A 20082-nucleotide genomic window follows, 5' to 3' on the forward strand; every position below is an offset into this window, starting at 1 on the left:
CTCGGGACGACGCTTTGCGTCGCTCGTCGCGCGTCGGCCTAAGAGCGAGCTTTGCTCGTCTCGACCCTCGCAAGCGGGAGAGGGAGCCCTTGCACCACTGCCGCCGCCACATTGCTCCGAGAGCAATTCCAGCATGGCCGCGCGACTGACCACGCGCTAGAAGCGTGCGCATCCCTCGCGAGACCTGTCATGCCCCACACCTCCGCTTTGCTCGGCTTTGCGCTCATCTGCCTTGGCATGGTGCTGACGCCGGGGCCGAACATGATCTACCTGATCTCGCGCTCGATCACGCAGGGGCCTGCGGCGGGCATCGTCTCGCTCGGCGGCGTGGCGCTCGGCTTCGTGTTCTACATGCTGTGCGCGGCATTCGGCATCACCGCATTGCTGTTTGCGATTCCCTACGCCTATGACGCGCTGCGCTTTGCCGGCGCGGGCTATCTGCTCTGGCTGGCGTGGCAGGCATTGAAGCCCGGCGGCCGCTCGCCGTTCCAGGTCAAGGCGCTGAAGGTCGACGGCCCGCGCAAGCTGTTCGCGATGGGCTTCGTCACCAATCTGCTCAACCCGAAGATCGCGATGCTTTATCTGGCGCTGCTGCCGCAGTTCATCGATCCCGCCGGCGGCAGCGTGCTGACGCAGTCGCTCGCGCTCGGCTCGATCCAGATCGTGATCAGCGTCAGCGTCAACGCGATGATCGCGCTCGCCGCCGGCTCGATCGCGGTGTTCCTCGGCACCCGCCCGACCTGGCTCCTGGTGCAACGCTGGCTGATGGGCACGGTACTGGCGGGGCTGGCGATGAAGATGGCGCTCGAGGCGCGGCGGGCCTAATCTTCTTACCTCGCCCCGCCTGCGGGGAGAGGTCGGATCGCATCGTCAGATGCGATCCGGGTGAGGGGGACTCACCACGAATTCAATTCTCACCGTCTTTGCGGCACTGCCCCTCACCCCAACCCTCTCCCCGCAAGAGCGGGGCGAGGGAGAAGATCAATCCAGCTTCGCCTCCATTCCCCGCTTCGTCGCCGGGCGGGCCATCAGCGTCTCGTACCAGCGCTTGACATTGGGGAAGTCTGATAGCTCGACCTTGTGGCGCGGATGGCGCCAGGCCCAGCCGAGGATGGCGAAATCGGCGACCGAGAGATCGCCGGCGACGAATTCGCGCCCCTGAAGCCGGCGGTCGAGCACGCCGTAGAGCCGCCGCGTCTCGCCCATGTAGCGCTTCAGGCCGTAGGCGCGGTCCTGCTCGTTCTCCAGCGCGATGAAATGGTGCACCTGGCCCGGCATCGGGCCGAAGCCGCCCATCTGCCACATCAGCCACTCATAGACCGGAATCCGCTCCGCCAGCGGCTTCGGCAGGAACTTGCCGGTCTTCTCGCCGAGATAGAGCAGGATCGCGCCGGACTCGAAAATGCTGACCGGCTTGCCGCCCGGCCCATCCGGATCGACGATCGCGGGGATCTTGTTGTTCGGACTGATCGCGAGGAAAGCGGGCGCCATCTGCTCGCCCTTGCTGATGTTCACCGGGATCACCTTGTAGGGCAGCCCCATTTCCTCCAGCGCCACCGAGATCTTGCGGCCGTTGGGGGTGTTCCAGGTGTGCAGCTCGATGGTCATTTCCGCTTCCCGTGCAAGTGTTTGGGCAAGTTCGGCCGAGTGTTTGGCGTCTGCTTACGGGGAACGGAACGGCCGCACAACCGCGCTTTGCGGAAAGCACGCCCGCGGAAATCGCGGCTTGGGCACTGTTGACGGCCCGATTTCCACGCTGGAATGTGCCGGTAAGCGTGGATAGATTGCCGCCCGCCTCAAACCCTCAAGGGAAAAAGTCTTTGTCCAAATCAGCCTCCCGCGCCCGCCTCGCCGAGATCATCCGCAAGCGCTCGTTCGGCCGCGGCGAGATCACGCTGGCGTCGGGCCGCAAGAGCGACTTCTATTTCAACCTGAAGCCGACGATGCTCGATCCCGAGGGCGCGGCGCTGCTCGCCGAGCTCACCTATGAAGCGCTGAAGGACGACAAGCTTGATTTCGTCGGCGGGCTCGAGATGGGCGCGGTGCCGCTCGCCGGCGCCATCGCGCAACTGTCCTGGCTGAAGGGCCACCCGATCGCGGCGTTCTTCGTGCGGAAGAAGCCGAAGGAGCACGGCGCGAAGCTGTCCGTCGAAGGGCTGGCGAAGGGCGAGAGCCTTGCGGGCAAGCGCATCGTCATCGTCGAGGACGTCACCACGACGGGCGGCTCGGCGCTGAAGGCGGTGGAAGCCGTGCGCGAGGCCGGCGGCGAGATCGCCCTGGTCTTCACCATGGTCGACCGCGAGGAAGGCGCCACCGAGACGTTCGCCGAAGCCGGGCTCCAATTCCGCGCGCTGTACAAGGCGGGCGAGTTCCTGAAGGACTGACGGTCTCTCTTCTCCCTCGCCCCGCTCTTGCGGGGGCGAGACGAGCGAAGCTCGCTCTTAGAGGGTTGGGGCTCTCTCCCCGCTTACAGCTGTTGAGAGAGCTGTACTGGATCGATCCGCGAGCTCGCTTCGCCTCTCCCGCTTGCGGGGGAGGCCGGATCGCATCGTCAGATGCGATCCGGGTGGGGGCTCTTTCCACGAGTCCCATCGCCGTGAAACCCCCACCCCAACCCTCCCCCGCAAGCGGGAGAGGGAGCGCAGTACCGATGCCGTTGCACCTCAAACCCCATATGCGATAGCCCGCCGCAAGCGGGGCGAGGTGAAAGGCAGTCCGCGCGGTGCGCGTTTCATGTGACGCCGTCACCCTCAATCAATCGCTCGTTTACCATCCCGCCTTAAGGTGAATCCGCCGGGGCAGCTTGTCGCCGCGGCGTGGCGCGTCGGGTGGAGTTGGCGTTGCGTACAGAGTTGAGTGATCGGCGCATGCGGCGCCGCGTGATGCTGGCCGCCGCAGCCTTTGCGGGTTCCATCCTGGTGGTGCCCGCGCCTGCCTCGGCCGAAGGGCTGTTCGACTTCTTCTTCGGCGGTTCCCAGAAGCAGCAGGGCCGGCAGACGCCGCCGCAGGCCAATTTCTTCGCCGATCCGTTCGGCCTCAACCAGCAGGCTGAGCGGCAACCGTCCGCGCCCATCTCGGCGCCGCGCGTGGCCGGTTCCGGACCGGCGTATTGCGTGCGCAGCTGCGACGGCAAATATTTTCCGCTGACGATGCGCGGCAACGCCACTCCGGCGCAGCTTTGCCAGGCATTCTGTCCGGCGAGCGCGACCAAGGTCTATTACGGCAGCCATATCGACAGCGCCGCATCGACCGCCGGCGAACGCTACGCCGACAGCGAGAACGCCTTCGCCTATCGCAAGGCGTTGCGCGCCGACTGCACCTGCAACGGCCGCGACCCGGCGGGGCTCGCGCCGGTCGACCTCGCGCTCGATGCCTCGCTGCGCGCCGGCGACGTGATCGCGACCACCGACGGCCTCGTCGCCTACACCGGCATCCGTGTCGGCAACGAGCAGTCGTTCGACTTCACGCCGGTTGCCTCCTATCCCGGACTGACTTCGGCGGTCCGCGCGCGGCTCGGCGAAATGAAGGTCGCCCCGGTCAGCGCCGAGATCGCCGGCGACGCGCCGCTGCCGGAAACCAGAAGCGATGTCGCGCCGTCGCCGCCGTCGTCTGTTGCGCCGAAGGGCAACGCCGCAAAGCCCGCCAAGCGGGCCGAAGCGAACTGACGGCGCGAGCCGTCATTCCGGGCGATGCGAAGCGTCGAACCCCAATTCGCAATTGCGAATTGTGGAATCTCGAGATTCCGGGTCTGGTGCTAACGCACCATCCCGGAATGACAGGATAACAAACGGCTACCGCGCCACGATCACGCCGATCACGTTCGGCGCGGCCATGTATTTCTCCTCGATCGCGGCCCGCGCGGCCGCGCGGTTCTCCGGATTGAGGATGCCGCGCTTCTCGGCGAGGATCATCCAGCAATAGCCCCACCAGTCCGTCAGCATGCCGTGGTCGTCGACGAGATCATAACCCTGCTCGCCGGCGAAGATCCGCGCATGCGCTTCATCGAGCGAGTCGAGCCAGGCGTGATCCTCGTCCGAGAACAGCTCGTCGCTGAAATCGTCCGTGGTGTAGCCCCAGATCGACATGCAGACCGCGTTGAACTCGCGATCGAGCTGGTCGTCGTCGATCGGCTGGCGGCGCGAGGCCTGGTGCAGCCGCGACAGCGACCGCGCGAAATCGGCAATCCGGGTCAGGGCGAATTGATCGAAGGCGATGGTGGACATGTAGTCCTCGCAGAGACTGAAAGACCATAGATATTGTGTCGGCACAGGCACCGAATCACAATGATATATCAAAGACTTGCTAAAGCGTTCTTAATTCGTTCTGATTGGTTTAATGATCGTTCCCGGACGTCGTCCTGGCGAAAGCCAGGGCCCATTACCCCAACAGGCCGACATCTCGCGAGATTGGGCCAAACGATGAGCGCTGCAAGCAGCTACTACGTCTACATCCTCGCAAGCCGGCATCACGGCACGATCTATATCGGGGTCACCAACGATGTCGGCGCGCGGCTTGAATTGCATCGCTCCGGTCGAGGCTCCAAGTTTGTGTACAAATACCAAGTCTTCCGCCTCGTCCATGTCGAGGAATTCGCCACGCCGCAGGAAGCGATCGCCCGCGAGAAGCAGCTGAAGTTCTGGAAGCGCGACTGGAAGATCAAGCTGATCGAAGCAGAAAATCCGGATTGGAACGACCTGTCGGGCCTCATCTGACTATTGGGGTAATGGGTCCTGGCTTTCGCCAGGACGACGATGCGGCGCGAGCGAGCATCATGGCCCCGTCGCGCGCGGATGCTGCCCGCAAAGCAATTCGGGCCGCTGACCAGGTCAGCGGCCCGTTGAAAATGGCTTCGGAATGAAATGCGTCGGAGCTGAAAAACGTGCCCGCCCCACGAGCGACAGCTGTGTTTGTAAAGAACCCGTTAAGGCTTGGAAATCCGTATCACCACGGTGTTTCGGATTGAGCGTGAAAGCGCGTTGCGCGGCCGCTCAATTCGCTGCCGAGAGCAGCTTGTCGCCGCAGGCATTCGCGAAGAACTTGCCGCCGCATTGCCGCTTGATGGCGGCGCAGCGTGCGGCGGGCGATGCGTTCTGCGCCACGCTGAAGCCGCAACTCAGGCCGTCGGCGCTGCGGCCCGGTCTGCCCGCTGCATCGGCTGCGCTGGTCGCCGTGATGCACACCACGAGCAACGCCGCGGCCGCGATTTCGATCAAGAGTCTCATCACGCATCCTCCGGTCAATTGTCGCGAAATCCCGGCTTCTGCAGCGCCATCGTAGCACCCATGACCGCTGGTCCGGAAGGTTCCCGAAGCGGCCCGGTCCTTGCATAAATCACGGCAGCGCTGTGTATGGCACCGTCCCTGACGGTTTCGATTGCCATGCAAGGCGGGTATCATTGCGCCGGAGCGTGATCGGAAGGCCGCGGAACCGGGATTTCCGGGGGAACCATGCTCGACCAATGAGATGAGAACATGAGCGGGCCATCGCGTCGTGTTCCGGTTTGAACGGCAGGGATTGGGCGCGTTGCAGGAACAGACAAACTACCCGGCATTGAACCAGCCGATCGACGAGCTGGCGCTGACCGAGATCAAGAGCGCGATCCTCGCCAAGCTCCGGCTTGCGATCGGCAAGGACGCCACCGTTGCGACCAGACGCGACTGGTACAAGGCCGCGGCACTGACGCTGCGCGACCGCATCGTGCACCACTGGCTGACGGCCGAGAAGCAGAGCTACGACGCCGGCGCCAAGCGCGTCTATTATCTCTCGCTCGAGTTCCTGATCGGGCGCCTGTTCACCGACGCGCTGAACAATATGGGACTACTGCCGCTGTTCGAGGCGGCGCTCGGCGACCTCGGCGTCGATCTTTCGGACCTGCGCAAATGCGAGCCGGATGCGGCGCTCGGCAATGGCGGCCTCGGGCGGCTTGCGGCCTGCTTCATGGAGAGCATGGCGACGCTGGCGATCCCCGCGACCGGCTACGGCATCCGCTACGATTTCGGCCTGTTCCGCCAGATCATGAACCATGGCTGGCAGCAGGAATATCCCGATGAATGGCTCGCCTTCGGCAATCCGTGGGAATTCCAGCGGCCGGAGGTGGTCTACAACGTCCACTTCGGCGGCAATGTCGAGCATGTCGACGACCGCGGCCGCGACCGCGCCACCTGGCATCCGGCGGAAACCGTCGAGGCCATGGCCTACGACACGCCGATCGTCGGCTGGCGCGGCCAGCACGTCAACGCGCTTCGCCTGTGGTCGGCGCATGCACCCGATCCGCTCGAGCTCGACGTCTTCAACACCGGCGACTACGTCTCGGCCAGCGCCGAGCAGGCGCGCGCGGAAGCAATCTGCAAATTCCTCTATCCGAACGACGAGAGCGCGGCGGGCCGCGAGCTCCGGCTGCGCCAGGAATATTTCTTCGTCTCGGCCTCGTTGCAGGATCTCGTGAAGCGGCATCTCGCCTCCGACGGCGGCCTGCGCAATCTCGCGCAGAAGGCGGCCGTGCAGCTCAACGATACCCATCCGAGCCTTGCGGTCACCGAGCTGATGCGCATCCTGGTCGACCTGCACAATTTCCGCTGGGACGAGGCCTGGAAGATCACGGTCGCGACCCTGTCCTACACCAACCATACGCTGCTGCCCGAGGCGCTCGAGACCTGGCCGGTCGAACTGTTCGAGCGGCTGCTGCCGCGGCATCTCGAGATCATCTACCGCATCAATGTGGCCCATCTCGCGCTCGCCGAGGAACGCTTTCCCGGCGACATCGAATACCGCGCCTCGGTCTCGCTGATCGACGAGCGCAGCGGCCGCCGCGTGCGGATGGGCCAGCTCGCCTTCGTCGGCTCGCACCGCATCAACGGCGTCTCCGCGATGCATTCCGACCTGATGAAGGAGACCGTGTTCCACGACCTGCATCATCTCTATCCGTCGCGCATCACCAACAAGACCAACGGCATCACCTTCCGCCGCTGGCTGATGCTGGCCAACCCGCGGCTGACCGCGCTGCTGCGCGAAACCTGCGGCGAGGCCGTGCTCGACGACTTCTCGCTGCTCGAGCGGCTCGAGACCCATTCGAGCGATCTGGAATTCCAGAAGCGCTTCCGCGACGTCAAGCATCACAACAAGCTGGCGCTGGCGCGGCTGATCCGCGAGCGCAACGGCATCCAGGTCGATCCCTCGGCGCTGTTCGACGTGCAGATCAAGCGCATCCACGAATACAAGCGGCAGCTGCTCAACATCCTGGAGACGATCGCGCTGTATCACGCGATGAAGGACGATCCGCGGCGCGACTGGGTGCCGCGCGTGAAAATCTTCGCCGGCAAGGCGGCGGCGAGCTATCGCTACGCCAAGCTGATCATCAAGCTGATCAACGACGTTGCCGAAATCGTCAACAACGACGCTTCGCTCGGCGGCAGGCTGAAGGTCGCCTTTCTCGCCGACTACAATGTCAGCCTCGCCGAGGTGATCATTCCGGCCGCCGATCTCTCCGAGCAGATCTCGACCGCCGGCATGGAGGCGTCCGGCACCGGCAACATGAAGCTCGCGCTGAACGGCGCACTGACGATCGGCACGCTCGACGGCGCCAATATCGAGATCCGCGACAATGTCGGCGAGGAGAACATTGCGATCTTCGGCCTCGAGGCCGGCGACGTCATGGTCCGCCGCAAGCAGGGATTGGATGCCAGCGACGCGATCCGCAAATCGCCACGGCTGGAGCGCGCGATCCGCGCCATCGAGAGCGGCGAGTTCTCGCCCGGCGATCCCGCACGCTTCGCCTCGATCGGGCACGCGCTGCGCTACCTCGATCACTACATGGTCTCGGCCGATTTCGATTCCTATTACGACGCGCAGCGCGGCATCGACGCCCGCTGGATGGTGGCGCCGGCATGGACCCGCGCCTCGATCCTCAATGTGGCGCGCATGGCCTGGTTCTCCTCCGACCGCACCATCCGCGAATATGCCGAGGACATCTGGCACGTGCCGGTGCATCCGGGCGCCTCGCCGCAGCTCGGCAACCAGCGCGAGGCGAAGGGCTAATCCCGGGACGCGGAAATCGATTACGCCCGACGTCATTGAATTCCGCGCAATAGCTCGCGATATTGCATGACGGACGTCATTGCTCGTCATTGCGCGTCAGTCCCCTTGGCGATGACCGAAGCGCCAGTCGATATTGAAAGATCTGCATGCTCACCAAGACCCCGCACCTTTTCGATGAAGCAACCGCCGTGACCGCCGGCGACAGCCGCTGGCAGGGACGGACCAGTCCCGATTACTGGGCGTTCGTCGGTCCGTTCGGCGGCTGCACGGCCGCGACCATCCTGCGCGCGCTGATGCAGCACCCGCAGCGCGCGGGCGATCCGCTGGCGCTGACGGTCAACTACTGCGCGCCGGTCGCCGAGGGCGCGTTCGATCTCGATGTCCGCCTGGTCAAGGCCAACCGCTCGAGCCAGCACTGGTCGGTCGAGATGACGCAGGGCGGCGGCGAGGTCGCGACGCTGGCAACCGCCGTGTTCGCCGAGCGCCGGCCGTCCTGGTCGCATCAACCGGCCGAATTTCCGGGCGCCGTGCCGTTCGAACAGCTGCGCTCCTTTCCGAAGCTCAAGATGACCTGGGCCAACCAGTACGATTTCCGCTTCGCCGAGGGCGAGCCGAAGTTCGCCGGCGGCGGCGCGAAACAGCCGTCGAGCCCGTATTCAAAGCTCTGGATCGCCGACCGTGTGCCGCGCAAGCTCGATGCGCTGTCGCTGATGTCGATGTCGGACGCGTTCTTCGGCCGCGTCTTCCACGCAAGGCACGAGCTGGTGCCGTTCGGCACCGTGTCGCTGACGACCTATTTCCACGCCGACGCGGCCGACCTGGATGCGGAGGATACCACCCGCGTGCTCGCCACCGCCGACGCCAAGATCTTCCACAAGAGCTACGGCGACCAGCACGGCGAATTGTGGTCGCCGTCCGGCCGGCTGCTCGCGACCACGACGCAGATCGCTTATTTCAAGGCGTAGCCAAATATCCACATTGGTCTGTTACGACTGCATTGCCTATTTCAAGGGTTGAGGGAACATTGGCACGTCGCTTCTGTTCCACACCTTTGGGAGCACTGCTGCATGTCCGAAGCCGACGCTTCAAAGCCCTCGCGCATCGCCCTGCTTGGCGTTCCCATCGAGATCGGCGCGTCGCAGGCCGGCCCGCTGATGGGACCGGACGCGCTGCGCACCGCGGGCATCGCACGCCTGCTCGAGCAGCTCGACTTCCAGGTCGATGATCACGGCAACCTTGCGATCCCCGCCGTCGTCGCCGACGGCCCGGTGCCGGCCAACACCAGGTTCTATGACGAAGTGAAGACCTGGACCCGCGCTCTCTCCGAGCGCGCCTATTGGCTGGCGCATTCCGGCGCGATCCCGATCTTCATGGGCGGCGATCACTCGCTGTCGATGGGGTCGATCAACGGCGTCGCGCGCTACTGGCAGGAAAAGGGCCGGCCGCTGTTTGCGCTGTGGGTCGACGCGCATGCCGACTACAACACGCCGGCCACCACCATCACCGGCAACATGCACGGCATGTCGGCCGCGTTCCTGTGCGGCGAGCCCGGTCTCGACGATCTGCTCGGCGGACTGCCGCGCGCCTCGATCCCGCCCGATCAGCTCGACCTGATCGGCACGCGCTCGGTCGATCCGCTGGAGCGCAAGCTGCTGCGGCAGCGCAACGTGTCGATCGCGGACATGCGCCAGATCGACGAGTTCGGCGTCGCCGTGCTCACGCGCCGCGTCATCGAACGCGTCAGGGCGAAGAACGGCGTGCTGCATGTCTCGTTCGATGTCGACTTCCTCGATCCGGCGGTGGCGCCCGGCGTCGGCACCACGGTGCCCGGCGGCGCGACCTATCGCGAAGCCCATCTCATCATGGAGCTGCTGCACGATTCCGGGCTGGTGCGCTCGCTCGACATCGTCGAGCTCAATCCCTTCCTCGACGAGCGCGGCCGCACCGCGCGCGTCGCCGTCGAATTGATCGGCAGCCTGTTCGGCCTGCAGATCACCGACCGGCAGACGCCGAGCAACGCGGTGCTGCCTGAGATGGGGGAGTAGTGGAGGACGCTCCGCTCTAACCCCGTCATCCCCGCGCAAAGGCTTCGCCTTTGTCGCTGGAGGTGCGAGCCTTGCGGTGCAATTGCGCCGCTGGGCGAGCCTCGAAGGATGCACGGCCCGGCTCGTGGCCGTCGACCCTTCGAGACGCGCGTGCTGCGCGCTCCTCAGGGTGACGGAATTAGCAGTCGCGCGCGCTCGCCAGGCATCAAAACAAAAAGGCGGCCCTCGTGGCCGCCTTTTCAAATCGCGTATCGCTTGCGCGGCTTACTCCGCCGCCAGCTTCACTTCCGGCGCGGCGGCGCGGACTTCGGCGTCGACCTGCGCTTCGAACTTGGCGAAGTTCTTCTGGAACATGCCGACCAGCGCCCGCGCGGTCTTGTCGAACTCGACCTTGTCGGCCCAGGTCTTGATCGGATCGAGGATGTGCGGCTCGACGCCGGGCAGCGAGGTCGGCACCGCGAAGCCGAAATACTTGTCGGTGCGGAAGTCGGCGTTGCGGAGCGAGCCGTTCAGCGCCGCGGTGAGCAGCGCGCGGGTCACCTTGATCGGCATGCGGCGGCCGGTGCCGTACTTGCCGCCGGTCCAGCCGGTGTTGACCAGCCAGCAATCGACATTGTGCTTGGCGATCAGCTCGCGCAGCATGTTGCCGTAGACCGACGGATCGCGCGGCAGGAACGGCGAACCGAAGCAGGTGGAGAATTCCGGCTGCGGCTCGTTGCCGAGGCCGCGCTCGGTGCCGGCGACCTTCGCGGTGTAGCCGGACAGGAAGTGATACATCGCCTGCGCCGGCGTCAGCTTGGCGATCGGCGGCATCACGCCGAAGGCGTCGGCCGCGAGCATCACGACGTTCTTCGGATGCGGCGCACAGCCGGTGCGCGAAGCGTTCGGGATGAAATCGAGCGGATAGGCCGAGCGGGTGTTCTCGGTCTTCGAGCCGTCGTCGAAATCGGGCACGCGATCATTGGCGCCGAGCACGACGTTTTCCAGCACCGCGCCGAAGCGCTTGCTGGCGGCGTAGATTTCCGGCTCGGCTTCGCCGGACAGCTTGATGCACTTGGCGTAGCAGCCGCCTTCGAAATTGAAGACGCCGTCCTCGCTCCAGCCATGCTCGTCATCGCCGATCAGCGTGCGCTTGGGATCGGCCGAGAGCGTGGTCTTGCCGGTGCCGGACAGGCCGAAGAAGATCGCGGTGTCGCCGTCGGAGCCGACATTGGCCGAGCAGTGCATCGGCATCACGCCCTTCTCGGGCAGGTAATAGTTCAGCGTGGTGAACACGCTCTTCTTCATCTCGCCGGCATATTGCGAGCCGCCGATCAGGACGATCTTGCGGGCGAAATCGATCGCGACGACGTTCTCCGACTTGCAGCCGTGACGCTTCGGATCGGCGCGGAAGCTCGGCAGGTCGATGATCGTCAGTTCGGGCATGAAGCTCGCGAGCTCCGACGCCTCGGGGCGAATGAGAAGCGTGCGGATGAACAGCGAGTGCCAGGCAAGCTCGGTGAAGACGCGGGTCTTGATGCGATGCTTCGGATCGGCGCCGCCATAGAGATCCTGCGCGAACAGCGTCATGCCTTCGGCATGCTTGAGGAAGTCGGCATGGAGCGCGGCGAACTGCTCCGAGGTGATCGACTGGTTGCCGGCCCACCACATGTTCTTGTCGGTGAGATCGTCGCGGACCGTGAACTTGTCCTTCGGACTGCGGCCGGTGAACACACCGGTATCCGCGCAAAGCGCGCCATCGGCCGACAGCACCGCCTCGCCGTTACGCAGCGAATGCTCGTAAAGCTGAGGTGCGCCATAATTCCAATGCACGCCCTTGAGATTTTTTAAGCCGAATTTGTCGGCGCCGAAGGCACCGTTATGTACGCCCGTCTCTTGCACGAAGAACCTCCTCGAACCCGCGTATCCTTGTTCGCGCGAATGTCGCCAATCGCGCCCCGCCGCGGTGACCGTGATCAGAATATAGCCTCTCGGCTTCGGTCCGGCGACCTAATAGTGGGGATCGCCAAGCTTGCCAAGCCAATCGAACGGCTTTTGGCTGATTCCAACGCAGGCCCATCATCTGGCGCAAATACCGCAGCGCGAAACCCTTTCGTCTTGCTTTCGTTTTCTCGTTGTTTTGCCAGCAGTCGGGCGATGTTTCGTCGCCTTTCCTGCCGCGCACGGAGCTTTGCGATGCACAAAAAGTGCCAGCTGGCGGGCAGCGCCGTCGCCGATCGAGGCGAACGGTGCGGAGAATGCCGGGTATGCATTTCGCGCTGAGGATGTATCGTTGAGATGAGCCGCCGCGCGTTGACGCAGCGCTGCAGAGCCGAGCATGACCATCGCGTTGCACGCGGCACCACCTGATCGGCATTGAGCTGCAAGTGAGAAGCTGCTGATGAGCAGTTTCGACTGCGCTCAACACACCTTCGTCGAAGCCCGATTGGTTCAACGCTCAACTGCGGTGAACGTTCCGCAACGCGTAGCGTTCGGCGGCGAGGCGATCGCTGACCCCGCGATCGATGATAACGCAATCAGCGTGGTCGCACGCGCGCGTCATCGCGGTCGACATCGCGATCCGGCTGATTTTCGGATGCAGCCACGCCAGACATTCTTGCATGCAGATCGAGCCAACGGGCGATGACACGACACGCCCGTGCGAAATGATCGCGCTGTCAAATCCGGACCGCGCAATCGCGCCGCCGCAGCCATGCGACACCATGCCTCGCCACGGCCGCAGCGCCGCCGTGCGGACAGGTCTTTCTCCTATCCTTGCTATCCCTTGGCGCGCGCCTCGCCGGCGAGCCGCACCAGCATCTTGCGCAGCTCGGTGCCGGTGGTGACGCGCTCGGGGAAATCCAGCCGCAGCGTGTCGCGGCCGGCCTGCATGTCCATGCCGTCGGGATCGCAGCCGGTGCACAGCCAGTCGGCATTTTCCGCGCCGAGCAGCCGCGTCGCGTAGAGATTCATGGCCTCGCGGTGATCCTCGTTCATATGCGCCACCGCGCCGGGCTCGGCTTCGAGCAACCCCTCGGCTCCCCCGAGATCGGTCAGAAATTGCGCGGGTTTGAGGTCCACGATGCGGCCGAACCCGGCGACCAGATGGGCACCGCTTGGCTTGATCCGGAAAAACGAAAAATCCTTAAATTCCACAAAGGCTTCCGCTGACGGATGGGCAGCGAGATAGCGCCTTCGGACGAGCTCCCGCCCGGCCTCCCCGACCTCTTCCGCCTTGCCCGCCAGCATGATCCGGGCGCCCTCCAGCGGATCGCCCTCGGCGCGCTCGTCCAGCATCAGCGACACCCGGCTGTCGGCCAGGATGTTCTTGGTATGCAGCGCCAGCCGGGAAATCAGCAGGATCGGCGAGCCGTCGGGATGGCTGGCCAGATTGACCAGCGAGCAATAGGGATCGCCGGTGCCGGCCATCAACGTAGCGAGGGCGCCCTGGCGGCTGCGGCGGAGCAGCGAGCGGGCAAGGTGGGCAGGATCGAAGTCGGCGGTCGGTTGCATGGGCCTATCAGGTCATTTTATGGGCGATTCGGGCGGGTTCCCTATGAAAAAAGGGCCTTTTCTCATGGTCTAAGGGTGCTATATGGGGACCCATCGCGTGGGTCGCAGAAGCGGATTTTTGCGGAACTCGGTCACACTTCAGCCCAGCTTGCATTGCTCGTTGACCGCGTTCGAAGCCCAATTCTACGGCGCGTCGCCAGAGTGCCCGCCGTCTAAGCCACTCTCATTGTGAAAGCAGCACATGCCCACAATCGCCCTGGTCGACGACGACCGCAACATTCTCACTTCGGTTTCGATCGCGCTCGAAGCCGAAGGCTATCGCATCATGACCTACACGGACGGTGCGTCGGCGCTGGATGGGTTTCGCACGTCGCCGCCCGATCTCGCGATCCTCGATATCAAGATGCCGCGCATGGACGGCATGGAAACGCTGCGCCGACTGCGCCAGAAGTCCGACCTGCCGGTGATCTTCCTCACCTCGAAGGATGAGGAGATCGACGAATTGTTCGGCCTGAAAATGGGCGCCGACGATTTCATCCGCAAGCCGTTCTCGCAGCGCCTGCTGGTCGAACGGGTCAAGGCCGTACTCCGCCGCGGTCAGCCGAAGGACCCGACCGCCGCGCCGAAGGAGCCGGACGCCCGCGCGCTCGACCGCGGCCTGCTGCGGATGGATCCGGAGCGCCACACCTGCACCTGGAAGAACGAGCCGGTGACGCTCACCGTGACCGAATTCCTGATCCTGCAGGCGCTCGCCACCCGCCCCGGCGTCGTAAAGAGCCGCAACGCGCTGATGGACGCGGCCTATGACGACCAGGTCTATGTCGACGACCGCACCATCGACAGCCACATCAAGCGGCTGCGCAAGAAGTTCAAGGTGGTCGACGACGACTTCGAGATGATCGAGACGCTGTACGGCGTCGGCTATCGCTTCAAGGAAGCCTGATCTGCGCTTCCCGGGCGGCTTGTTAACTGACAGGCTCCGCACGGCTGGGGTAAGCTCGGGCGAACGATTGCTTCGCGGGACGACATCCATACCAACCGGCAGCTTTGCCAGTGCTTGATCGAACGCAGCTCGAGCAAGGCCTGAACACCGAGGACGCGTCACAGCTCCTCGATCAGGACGCCGTTGCCGAAGACGTGGCGCAGGACAAGGGCTGGCGCCGTCCGCTCGGCTGGCTGCGCCGCGCCGGTCAGTTCTTCTTCGCGCTGTCGTTCTCGAGCCTGACGCGGCGCATCGTCTCGCTCAACCTCGCCGGCCTCGTCGCGCTGGTCGCCAGCATCCTCTATCTGTCGCAATTCCGTGCCGGCCTGATCGAGGCCCGCACCCAGAGCCTCCTGGTCTATGCCGAGATCATCTCGGAGGCGATCGCGGCCTCGGCGACCGTCGAAGGCAATACCGTCACCATCGATCCCGACCGGCTGCTCGACCTCAAGCCCGGCGAAAGTTATGGCCAGCCGGATGAATCGGCTGACTTCCCGATCAATCCCGAGCGGGTCGCGCCGGTCCTGCGCCGCCTGATCGCGCCGACCAAGACGCGGGCCCGCATCTTCGACCGCGATGGCGGCCTGATCCTCGACAGCCGCAATCTGTTCGCGCGCGGCGACGTGCTGCGCATGGAGCTGCCGCCGCCGTCGGAGAAGCCGTCGCTCTATGAAAAGACCAAGGCGACGATCAAGACCTGGCTCAACCGCGGCGACCTGCCGATCTACCGCGAGCTCGGTCCCGAAGGCGGCAAGGGTTATTCCGAAGTCGCGCAATCGCTCGAGGGCATGAAGGGCAGCGCGGTGCGCGTCACCGAGCGCGGCGCGATCATCGTGTCGGTTGCGGTCCCGGTGCAGCATTTCCGCGCCGTGCGCGGCGCATTGATGCTGACGACGCAAGGCGACGACATCGACCAGCTGGTGATGTCCGAGCGCCTTGCCATCCTCAAGATCGGCGGGGTCGCCTCCGCCGTCATGATCATGCTGTCGCTGCTGCTCGCGAGCACGATCGCGGGCCCGGTGCGACGGCTCGCCGACGGCGCCGAGCGCGTCCGCCACCGCATCCAGACCCGCGTCGAGATTCCCGACTTCACCGGGCGCCGCGACGAGATCGGCCACCTCTCAGGCGCGCTGCGCGACATGACCAACGCGCTGTACAGCCGCATCGAGGCGATCGAGATGTTCGCCGCCGACGTCGCCCATGAGCTGAAGAACCCGCTGACCTCGCTGCGCTCCGCGGTGGAGACGCTGCCTTTGGCGCGCAATGAGAACAGCCGCACGCGGCTGCTCGCCGTGATCGAGCATGACGTCAGGCGGCTCGACCGCCTGATCTCCGACATCTCCGACGCCAGCCGGCTCGATGCCGAATTGCAGCGCCAGGACATGGCGCCGGTCGATCTGCGGCGGCTGCTGACGACGCTGACCGGCGTCGCCAACGAGACCAGGCTCGGCCACGACGTCGCCGTCGAAGCCCGCTTCGAGGGCCGCGGACCGACCGATACGCTGTCGGTGCCCGGCCATGATTCACGGCTCGGCCAGGTGATCTCGAACCTGCTGTCGAACGCGCAATCATTCTCCAAGCCGGGCGACAAGGTGCGCATCGTCTGCCGCCGCAGCCGCGGCGAGGTCGAGATCGTGGTTGACGATGACGGGCCCGGCATCGGCGAGGACGCGCTGGAGCGGATCTTCGAGCGCTTCTACACCGACCGGCCGCATCAGGGGTTTGGCCAGAACTCCGGCCTTGGGCTTTCGATCTCCAAGCAGATCATCGAAGCGCATGGCGGACGCATCTGGGCTGAGAACCGCGCTGGCCCTGCGGACGCAGACGGCAAGCCCACCATCGCCGGCGCACGCTTCGTGGTCAGGCTGCCGACACTATGAGCGACAATTCAAGCGTGCACGCATCCGCCGTTCTGGTCGGCGAGCGTGCGGTGCTGATCCGCGGCCCATCGGGCGCCGGCAAGTCGCGTCTGGCCTTCGACCTGATTCTCGCCGGGCGCACCGGAGCGCTTCCGCCGGCCATTTTGGTGGGGGATGACCGTGTCCATCTCGACACAGCCGGCGAACAATTGTGGGTTCGTCCGGTCCAGCAATTGGCTGGCCTGATCGAGATCCGAGGCCTCGGAATCCGCCATTGTCCGTTCGCAAGTGAAGCCGTGGTCGGCTTGATCGTCGACCTCGCCGCTGACGACGCCGAGCGGCTGCCGCCACCGGAGACGCTCACGATTCGCCTTAATGGTGTTTTGTTACCGCGAATTCCCGTCGGCGCTGGCTTCCAACCCCTGCCGCTGGTTGTCGCCGCGCTGACGACAACCTGAAAGTTCATGTTCCCGTAATCTTGCGGCCAATTGTGGGAAGGGAATTGGTAACCATATCACATCCACTATCGCGTCGGATTTTGCCGGCGCAGCCTCCCCTCTCTACCGCCAGGAACCGGGAGACTAGCCAAGATGCCCTCTTGCGTAGGGCCTCTGGATGGTCAAAGTGGCGCGTTCGTGCGGTGCACCAAAGGGCGCCCGCGAGGAGTTTCCAATGATTGGTCTAGTGCTGGTGACCCATGGGCGCCTTGCCGACGAGTTCAGAGCGGCGCTCGAACACGTCATGGGTCCGCAGAAACAAATTGAAGCGATTACGATCGGGGCCGAGGACGATTCCGATCTCTGTCGAAGCGACATCATCGAGGCGGTGAACCGCGTCGATAGCGGCGACGGCGTTGCGATCCTCACCGACATGTTTGGCGGCACGCCGTCCAACCTTGCGATCTCCTGCATGAGCCGCCCGAAGGTGGAAGTGCTCGCAGGCATCAATCTTCCCATGCTGGTCAAGCTTGCCAAGGTTCGCGAGGAGCGTTCGCTGCCCGACGCGATCGCGATGGCCCAGGAAGCCGGCCGCAAATACGTCACCATCGCCAGCCGCGTTCTCGCAGGCAAATGAGCGACGAGGCCCCGGGCGGAAATCAGGTCGGCCCGGGCGTGCCAGCGGGCGCCATTTCCCGTGAACTCCTGATCGTCAACAAGCGCGGCCTGCATGCGCGGGCATCGGCCAAGTTCGTCCAGTTGGTCGAGCGCTTCAACGCCGAGATCTGGGTCACCCGCGGCACCGAGACGGTCGGCGGCACCTCGATCATGGGCTTGATGATGCTCGCCGCCGGGCCCGGCACCACGGTCGTGGTCTCCGCGAAGGGCGACGAAGCGCAGCAGGCGCTCGACGCCATCGCCGAACTCGTCGCCAGCAAGTTCAACGAGGAAGGCACGTAAGGCAGTCACCTCTCACCTCGCCCCGCTTGCGGGGAGAGGTCGGATCGCATCGAACGATGCGATCCGGGTGAGGGGGTACAGGTCTATCGATAGACTGCCATCGCGGTGAAAGCCCCTCACCCCAACCCTCTCCCCGCAAGCGCGGGGCGAGGGAGCGAAAGCTACTTCGCCGGCGGCACCAGATAGACCTTCCACACCGTCGACGGACCGGGATGGCCGTTGAAGAAGCGCATGGTGGTCATCACCAGCGGCTCGGCATCCTTGGCGTGCTCCGCCATCCACGCCTCGCAGGGCTTCAGGAACACCGGATCGGTGGTGTCGCAGACGCCGATGAAGCCGAGACGCTTGGCTTCGTCGAGCGACGTCAGCCCCGACGACCAGGCTTCGCCCGGCACCAGCGACGCCGGATGATCCGGACTGTAGAACGTCATCGGCTCGCCGATATCGGAGCGCGCGACGACCACGGCCCAGCGTGAATGGAATCTGTCCTGCCAGGTCTGGGTGAGTTCGCGCGCGAGTTCGGAGCGCGCGGCGTAGGTCGAGCCGCCGATATGGTTGGACGCGATCTCCTGCGTGGCGATGCTGGGCGCGGCGATCAGCGTGGCGATCGTGGCCACGAACCAGATTGCGGTAATCGAGAACAGCGCCATGCGCGGGAAGCGCAGCGAGGGGATCGCAACCAGCGCAAGCGGCACCAGGAAGAACAGCGGGATGCCCCAATCGGTCTTGATATAGACGGTGAACGCCAGCGCGCCGAGCGGCGGCCCGATCGCGACGATCAGCTGGATGATCCAGACGTTGAGCGCCTGCGGAAGGTTGACGGCCGGATTGGGTCCGCGCGACCAGATCCGCGCCAGCACGTCCGACGGCCGCCACGGCACCGAGCCCAGCAGCAGCGCCACCAGGCCCAGCACGACGGGAATCGCGAGCAGCCCGACATTGTGCACGACATAGCCGATCACGAGCTGGACATTGAGTGCGCGGCTCGACAGCGCGTAGACGTCACCGGCGTAGGTGAACGGCACGAAGTCCACCTCCTCCAGCCACACCAGATGCGGAATCATCGCCACCGCCATCGTGCCGATCGCAACCCATGGCGCCGGCGAGCGCAGGAATTGCGTCCGTTGCGGATGGATCAGCGCGGCCAGCCCGACGGCGCCGATCATCGTCACCACCCAGTACTTGGTCATCAGCGCCAGCATGCCGGCAAAGCCGAGCCAGAGACCCGATTTGAAGCTGCGCTTCTCGAATGCGTTCAGATAGGCCAGCACCAGCAGCGGCAACGGCACCAGTTGCGCGAGATCAGCGTTGTATTTGAAGCCCTTGAAATTGAAGATCGGGTAGAGCGCGAGCATCACCACCATGAAGAACGCGCGGCGGCGATCGACGACGCGCAGCGCGATCAGCCAGCACACCACCAGCGCGAAGCTGACCGTCGTCATCGCAAGCGCATAAGTCGACCAGTTGGTGACGGGAAAAATCCTGAACCAGACCCCGGCGATCCAGCCCGACAGCGGCGGATGCTTGCCATAGCCAAGCAGGAAGCGCTGGCCCCAGGCATAGGCTTCCGCAACATCCATATGGATGTCCTGTGCGGCCTTGAGCTTGACCAGGATCAGCGTCCACAGCACCGCATGAACCAGCGCAAAGCCGATCACGAACCACAGGCTGGTGCTGGGATCGGTGGCGCGCGAGGCGATCCAGGCGGCGATCCGCCGGATCGTCAGCTTGCGGTTGGTGCGCCGGGCGGCGGGGAGCGTGGAGGCGGTCGACATGGCCTGTGCCTGAGGCATGCCCGGAAAAGTGGAAAGCGGTTTCCCGGAAGGATCATGCCCTAATGGAAGCGGAAGCGCGATGAGTGCTCATCCGCATTTCAGCGCGCTTTAGCGCGTTTTTGTGGCCAGTGAAATCAGCTTGGCGTGAGAACGCCTCCAGCCAGCGGATTCACTTTCGGGGAAGTCCGGCCGGTGCTCGAAATGGATGGTATCGCAGTGATACCATTTGCCGCCCCAGATGAAGCCGTGACGCTCGAAGATGTCGACGATCACGCGCGGCATCCGGTTCTCGTAAGGGATGGTCTTGCCTTGCCGGCCCACAGCCGGTCATCCCGAACTTTCAGGTTGAGGTCGATGGCGGCGGCGTAGCCGTGCATGCTCATCCGCCAGGTGTCGGCAACGCGAAAGACGATTTTCGAGCTGCCGGACCTGGCAGGAACATGCCCGGAAATCGGTCACGGCAACCCAACCGGAAACGCCGCCGTGATTCGCCGTCAC

At 64.7% G+C, this 20082-nt stretch carries 20 protein-coding genes; 12 read left to right on the top strand and 8 right to left on the bottom strand.

The genetic code is table 11. The annotated features are described in order from the left end of the window. Positions 1-189 precede the first annotated feature (189 nt). Complete coding sequence (locus tag J6525_RS28300) at positions 190-825, top strand: LysE family translocator (RefSeq protein ID WP_092078615.1); 636 nt, start codon at positions 190-192, stop codon at positions 823-825. A gap of 156 nt (positions 826-981) precedes the next feature. On the opposite strand, the gene J6525_RS28305 is transcribed toward J6525_RS28300, so the two are convergent. Then, positions 982-1608 (bottom strand): glutathione S-transferase family protein, encoded by a 627-nt coding sequence (locus J6525_RS28305; RefSeq protein ID WP_225647110.1) that lies wholly within the window; start codon positions 1606-1608, stop codon positions 982-984. 212 nt (positions 1609-1820) lie between these two features. Between J6525_RS28305 and pyrE the strand changes: the two genes are divergently transcribed. Further along, the gene (pyrE, locus tag J6525_RS28310) at positions 1821-2384 is read left to right on the top strand and encodes an orotate phosphoribosyltransferase (RefSeq protein ID WP_057019495.1); all 564 of its coding nucleotides are present in this window, start codon (positions 1821-1823) and stop codon (positions 2382-2384) included. A 483-nt stretch (positions 2385-2867) separates the two neighbouring features. After that, positions 2868-3665 carry a DUF2865 domain-containing protein gene (locus J6525_RS28315; protein ID WP_225647170.1) on the top strand — a complete coding sequence of 266 codons (798 nt, stop codon included), beginning with the start codon at positions 2868-2870 and terminating at the stop codon, positions 3663-3665. A 126-nt stretch (positions 3666-3791) separates the two neighbouring features. Here the strand turns inward: J6525_RS28315 and J6525_RS28320 are convergent, their stop codons facing one another. Further along, positions 3792-4223, bottom strand: coding sequence for a hypothetical protein (locus tag J6525_RS28320; RefSeq protein WP_016843277.1), 432 nt, complete (start codon positions 4221-4223; stop codon positions 3792-3794). Between the two features lie 195 nt (positions 4224-4418). On the opposite strand from J6525_RS28320, the gene J6525_RS28325 reads away from it, so the two are divergent. Then, positions 4419-4712 carry a GIY-YIG nuclease family protein gene (locus tag J6525_RS28325; protein WP_076831108.1) on the top strand — a complete coding sequence of 98 codons (294 nt, stop codon included), beginning with the start codon at positions 4419-4421 and terminating at the stop codon, positions 4710-4712. A 276-nt stretch (positions 4713-4988) separates the two neighbouring features. On the opposite strand, the gene J6525_RS28330 is transcribed toward J6525_RS28325, so the two are convergent. Continuing rightward, positions 4989-5222, bottom strand: a complete 234-nt coding sequence (locus J6525_RS28330) for a hypothetical protein (protein ID WP_092078624.1) — start codon at positions 5220-5222, stop codon at positions 4989-4991. A gap of 292 nt (positions 5223-5514) precedes the next feature. Between J6525_RS28330 and J6525_RS28335 the strand changes: the two genes are divergently transcribed. The 3 genes from J6525_RS28335 (at position 5515) to rocF (ending at position 10079) form a co-directional block, all read left to right on the top strand. Further along, a complete protein-coding gene (locus J6525_RS28335) occupies positions 5515-8034 on the top strand; it encodes a glycogen/starch/alpha-glucan phosphorylase (RefSeq protein ID WP_376708572.1) in 2520 nt (839 codons plus the stop codon). Between the two features lie 146 nt (positions 8035-8180). Further along, positions 8181-8999, top strand: a complete 819-nt coding sequence (locus tag J6525_RS28340) for an acyl-CoA thioesterase (RefSeq protein WP_225647112.1) — start codon at positions 8181-8183, stop codon at positions 8997-8999. 102 nt (positions 9000-9101) lie between these two features. Further along, on the top strand, positions 9102-10079 hold the full coding sequence (gene rocF / locus J6525_RS28345; RefSeq protein WP_225647113.1) for an arginase: 978 nt from the start codon (positions 9102-9104) through the stop codon (positions 10077-10079). Between the two features lie 264 nt (positions 10080-10343). On the opposite strand, the gene J6525_RS28350 is transcribed toward rocF, so the two are convergent. From J6525_RS28350 to J6525_RS28360, 3 genes are all read right to left on the bottom strand, one after another. Continuing rightward, a complete protein-coding gene (locus J6525_RS28350; protein WP_092078630.1) occupies positions 10344-11960 on the bottom strand; it encodes a phosphoenolpyruvate carboxykinase in 1617 nt (538 codons plus the stop codon). A gap of 556 nt (positions 11961-12516) precedes the next feature. Beyond that, positions 12517-12783 (bottom strand): hypothetical protein, encoded by a 267-nt coding sequence (locus J6525_RS28355; protein WP_225647114.1) that lies wholly within the window; start codon positions 12781-12783, stop codon positions 12517-12519. Positions 12784-12836: 53 nt separating this feature from the next. Continuing rightward, positions 12837-13571 (bottom strand): HugZ family pyridoxamine 5'-phosphate oxidase, encoded by a 735-nt coding sequence (locus J6525_RS28360; protein WP_225647115.1) that lies wholly within the window; start codon positions 13569-13571, stop codon positions 12837-12839. Positions 13572-13812: 241 nt separating this feature from the next. Between J6525_RS28360 and J6525_RS28365 the strand changes: the two genes are divergently transcribed. The 5 genes from J6525_RS28365 to J6525_RS28385 all read left to right on the top strand — a co-directional run bounded on the left by J6525_RS28365 (position 13813) and on the right by J6525_RS28385 (position 17809). Continuing rightward, positions 13813-14514, top strand: a complete 702-nt coding sequence (locus J6525_RS28365) for a response regulator transcription factor (RefSeq protein ID WP_016843287.1) — start codon at positions 13813-13815, stop codon at positions 14512-14514. Between the two features lie 110 nt (positions 14515-14624). Continuing rightward, entirely contained in the window at positions 14625-16433 is a 1809-nt protein-coding gene (locus J6525_RS28370; protein ID WP_312009880.1) for a sensor histidine kinase, read from the top strand. Continuing rightward, a complete protein-coding gene (locus J6525_RS28375) occupies positions 16430-16870 on the top strand; it encodes an HPr kinase/phosphorylase (protein WP_225647116.1) in 441 nt (146 codons plus the stop codon). Before J6525_RS28370 ends, J6525_RS28375 begins: the two co-directional genes overlap by 4 nt. 214 nt (positions 16871-17084) lie before the next feature. Continuing rightward, positions 17085-17486, top strand: coding sequence for a PTS sugar transporter subunit IIA (locus tag J6525_RS28380; RefSeq protein ID WP_021076632.1), 402 nt, complete (start codon positions 17085-17087; stop codon positions 17484-17486). After that, positions 17483-17809, top strand: a complete 327-nt coding sequence (locus tag J6525_RS28385; RefSeq protein WP_028335869.1) for an HPr family phosphocarrier protein — start codon at positions 17483-17485, stop codon at positions 17807-17809. Before J6525_RS28380 ends, J6525_RS28385 begins: the two co-directional genes overlap by 4 nt. A 161-nt stretch (positions 17810-17970) precedes the next feature. On the opposite strand, the gene J6525_RS28390 is transcribed toward J6525_RS28385, so the two are convergent. Both J6525_RS28390 and J6525_RS28395 read right to left on the bottom strand, forming a co-directional pair. Further along, positions 17971-19584: a glycosyltransferase family 39 protein gene (locus J6525_RS28390; protein ID WP_225647117.1), complete on the bottom strand. Its 1614-nt coding sequence runs from the start codon at positions 19582-19584 to the stop codon at positions 17971-17973. 108 nt (positions 19585-19692) lie between these two features. After that, positions 19693-19866: a M15 family metallopeptidase gene (locus J6525_RS28395; RefSeq protein WP_225647118.1), complete on the bottom strand. Its 174-nt coding sequence runs from the start codon at positions 19864-19866 to the stop codon at positions 19693-19695. Between the last annotated feature and the right edge of the window lie 216 nt (positions 19867-20082).

The sequence above is a fragment of the Bradyrhizobium australafricanum genome, from assembly GCF_020329495.1.
Taxonomy (GTDB): Bacteria; Pseudomonadota; Alphaproteobacteria; order Rhizobiales; family Xanthobacteraceae; genus Bradyrhizobium; species Bradyrhizobium australafricanum.

Coding starts and splice junctions, on each gene's coding strand:
- J6525_RS28300 (WP_092078615.1), top strand. CDS start 190: ATGCCCCACACCTCCGCTTTGCTCGGCTTTGCGCTCATCTGCCTTGGC.
- J6525_RS28305 (WP_225647110.1), bottom strand. CDS start 1,608: ATGACCATCGAGCTGCACACCTGGAACACCCCCAACGGCCGCAAGATC.
- J6525_RS28315 (WP_225647170.1), top strand. CDS start 2,868: ATGCGGCGCCGCGTGATGCTGGCCGCCGCAGCCTTTGCGGGTTCCATC.
- J6525_RS28320 (WP_016843277.1), bottom strand. CDS start 4,223: ATGTCCACCATCGCCTTCGATCAATTCGCCCTGACCCGGATTGCCGAT.
- J6525_RS28325 (WP_076831108.1), top strand. CDS start 4,419: ATGAGCGCTGCAAGCAGCTACTACGTCTACATCCTCGCAAGCCGGCAT.
- J6525_RS28330 (WP_092078624.1), bottom strand. CDS start 5,222: ATGAGACTCTTGATCGAAATCGCGGCCGCGGCGTTGCTCGTGGTGTGC.
- J6525_RS28340 (WP_225647112.1), top strand. CDS start 8,181: ATGCTCACCAAGACCCCGCACCTTTTCGATGAAGCAACCGCCGTGACC.
- rocF (WP_225647113.1), top strand. CDS start 9,102: ATGTCCGAAGCCGACGCTTCAAAGCCCTCGCGCATCGCCCTGCTTGGC.
- J6525_RS28355 (WP_225647114.1), bottom strand. CDS start 12,783: ATGGTGTCGCATGGCTGCGGCGGCGCGATTGCGCGGTCCGGATTTGAC.
- J6525_RS28360 (WP_225647115.1), bottom strand. CDS start 13,571: ATGCAACCGACCGCCGACTTCGATCCTGCCCACCTTGCCCGCTCGCTG.
- J6525_RS28365 (WP_016843287.1), top strand. CDS start 13,813: ATGCCCACAATCGCCCTGGTCGACGACGACCGCAACATTCTCACTTCG.
- J6525_RS28375 (WP_225647116.1), top strand. CDS start 16,430: ATGAGCGACAATTCAAGCGTGCACGCATCCGCCGTTCTGGTCGGCGAG.
- J6525_RS28380 (WP_021076632.1), top strand. CDS start 17,085: ATGATTGGTCTAGTGCTGGTGACCCATGGGCGCCTTGCCGACGAGTTC.
- J6525_RS28385 (WP_028335869.1), top strand. CDS start 17,483: ATGAGCGACGAGGCCCCGGGCGGAAATCAGGTCGGCCCGGGCGTGCCA.
- J6525_RS28390 (WP_225647117.1), bottom strand. CDS start 19,584: ATGTCGACCGCCTCCACGCTCCCCGCCGCCCGGCGCACCAACCGCAAG.
- J6525_RS28395 (WP_225647118.1), bottom strand. CDS start 19,866: ATGCCGCGCGTGATCGTCGACATCTTCGAGCGTCACGGCTTCATCTGG.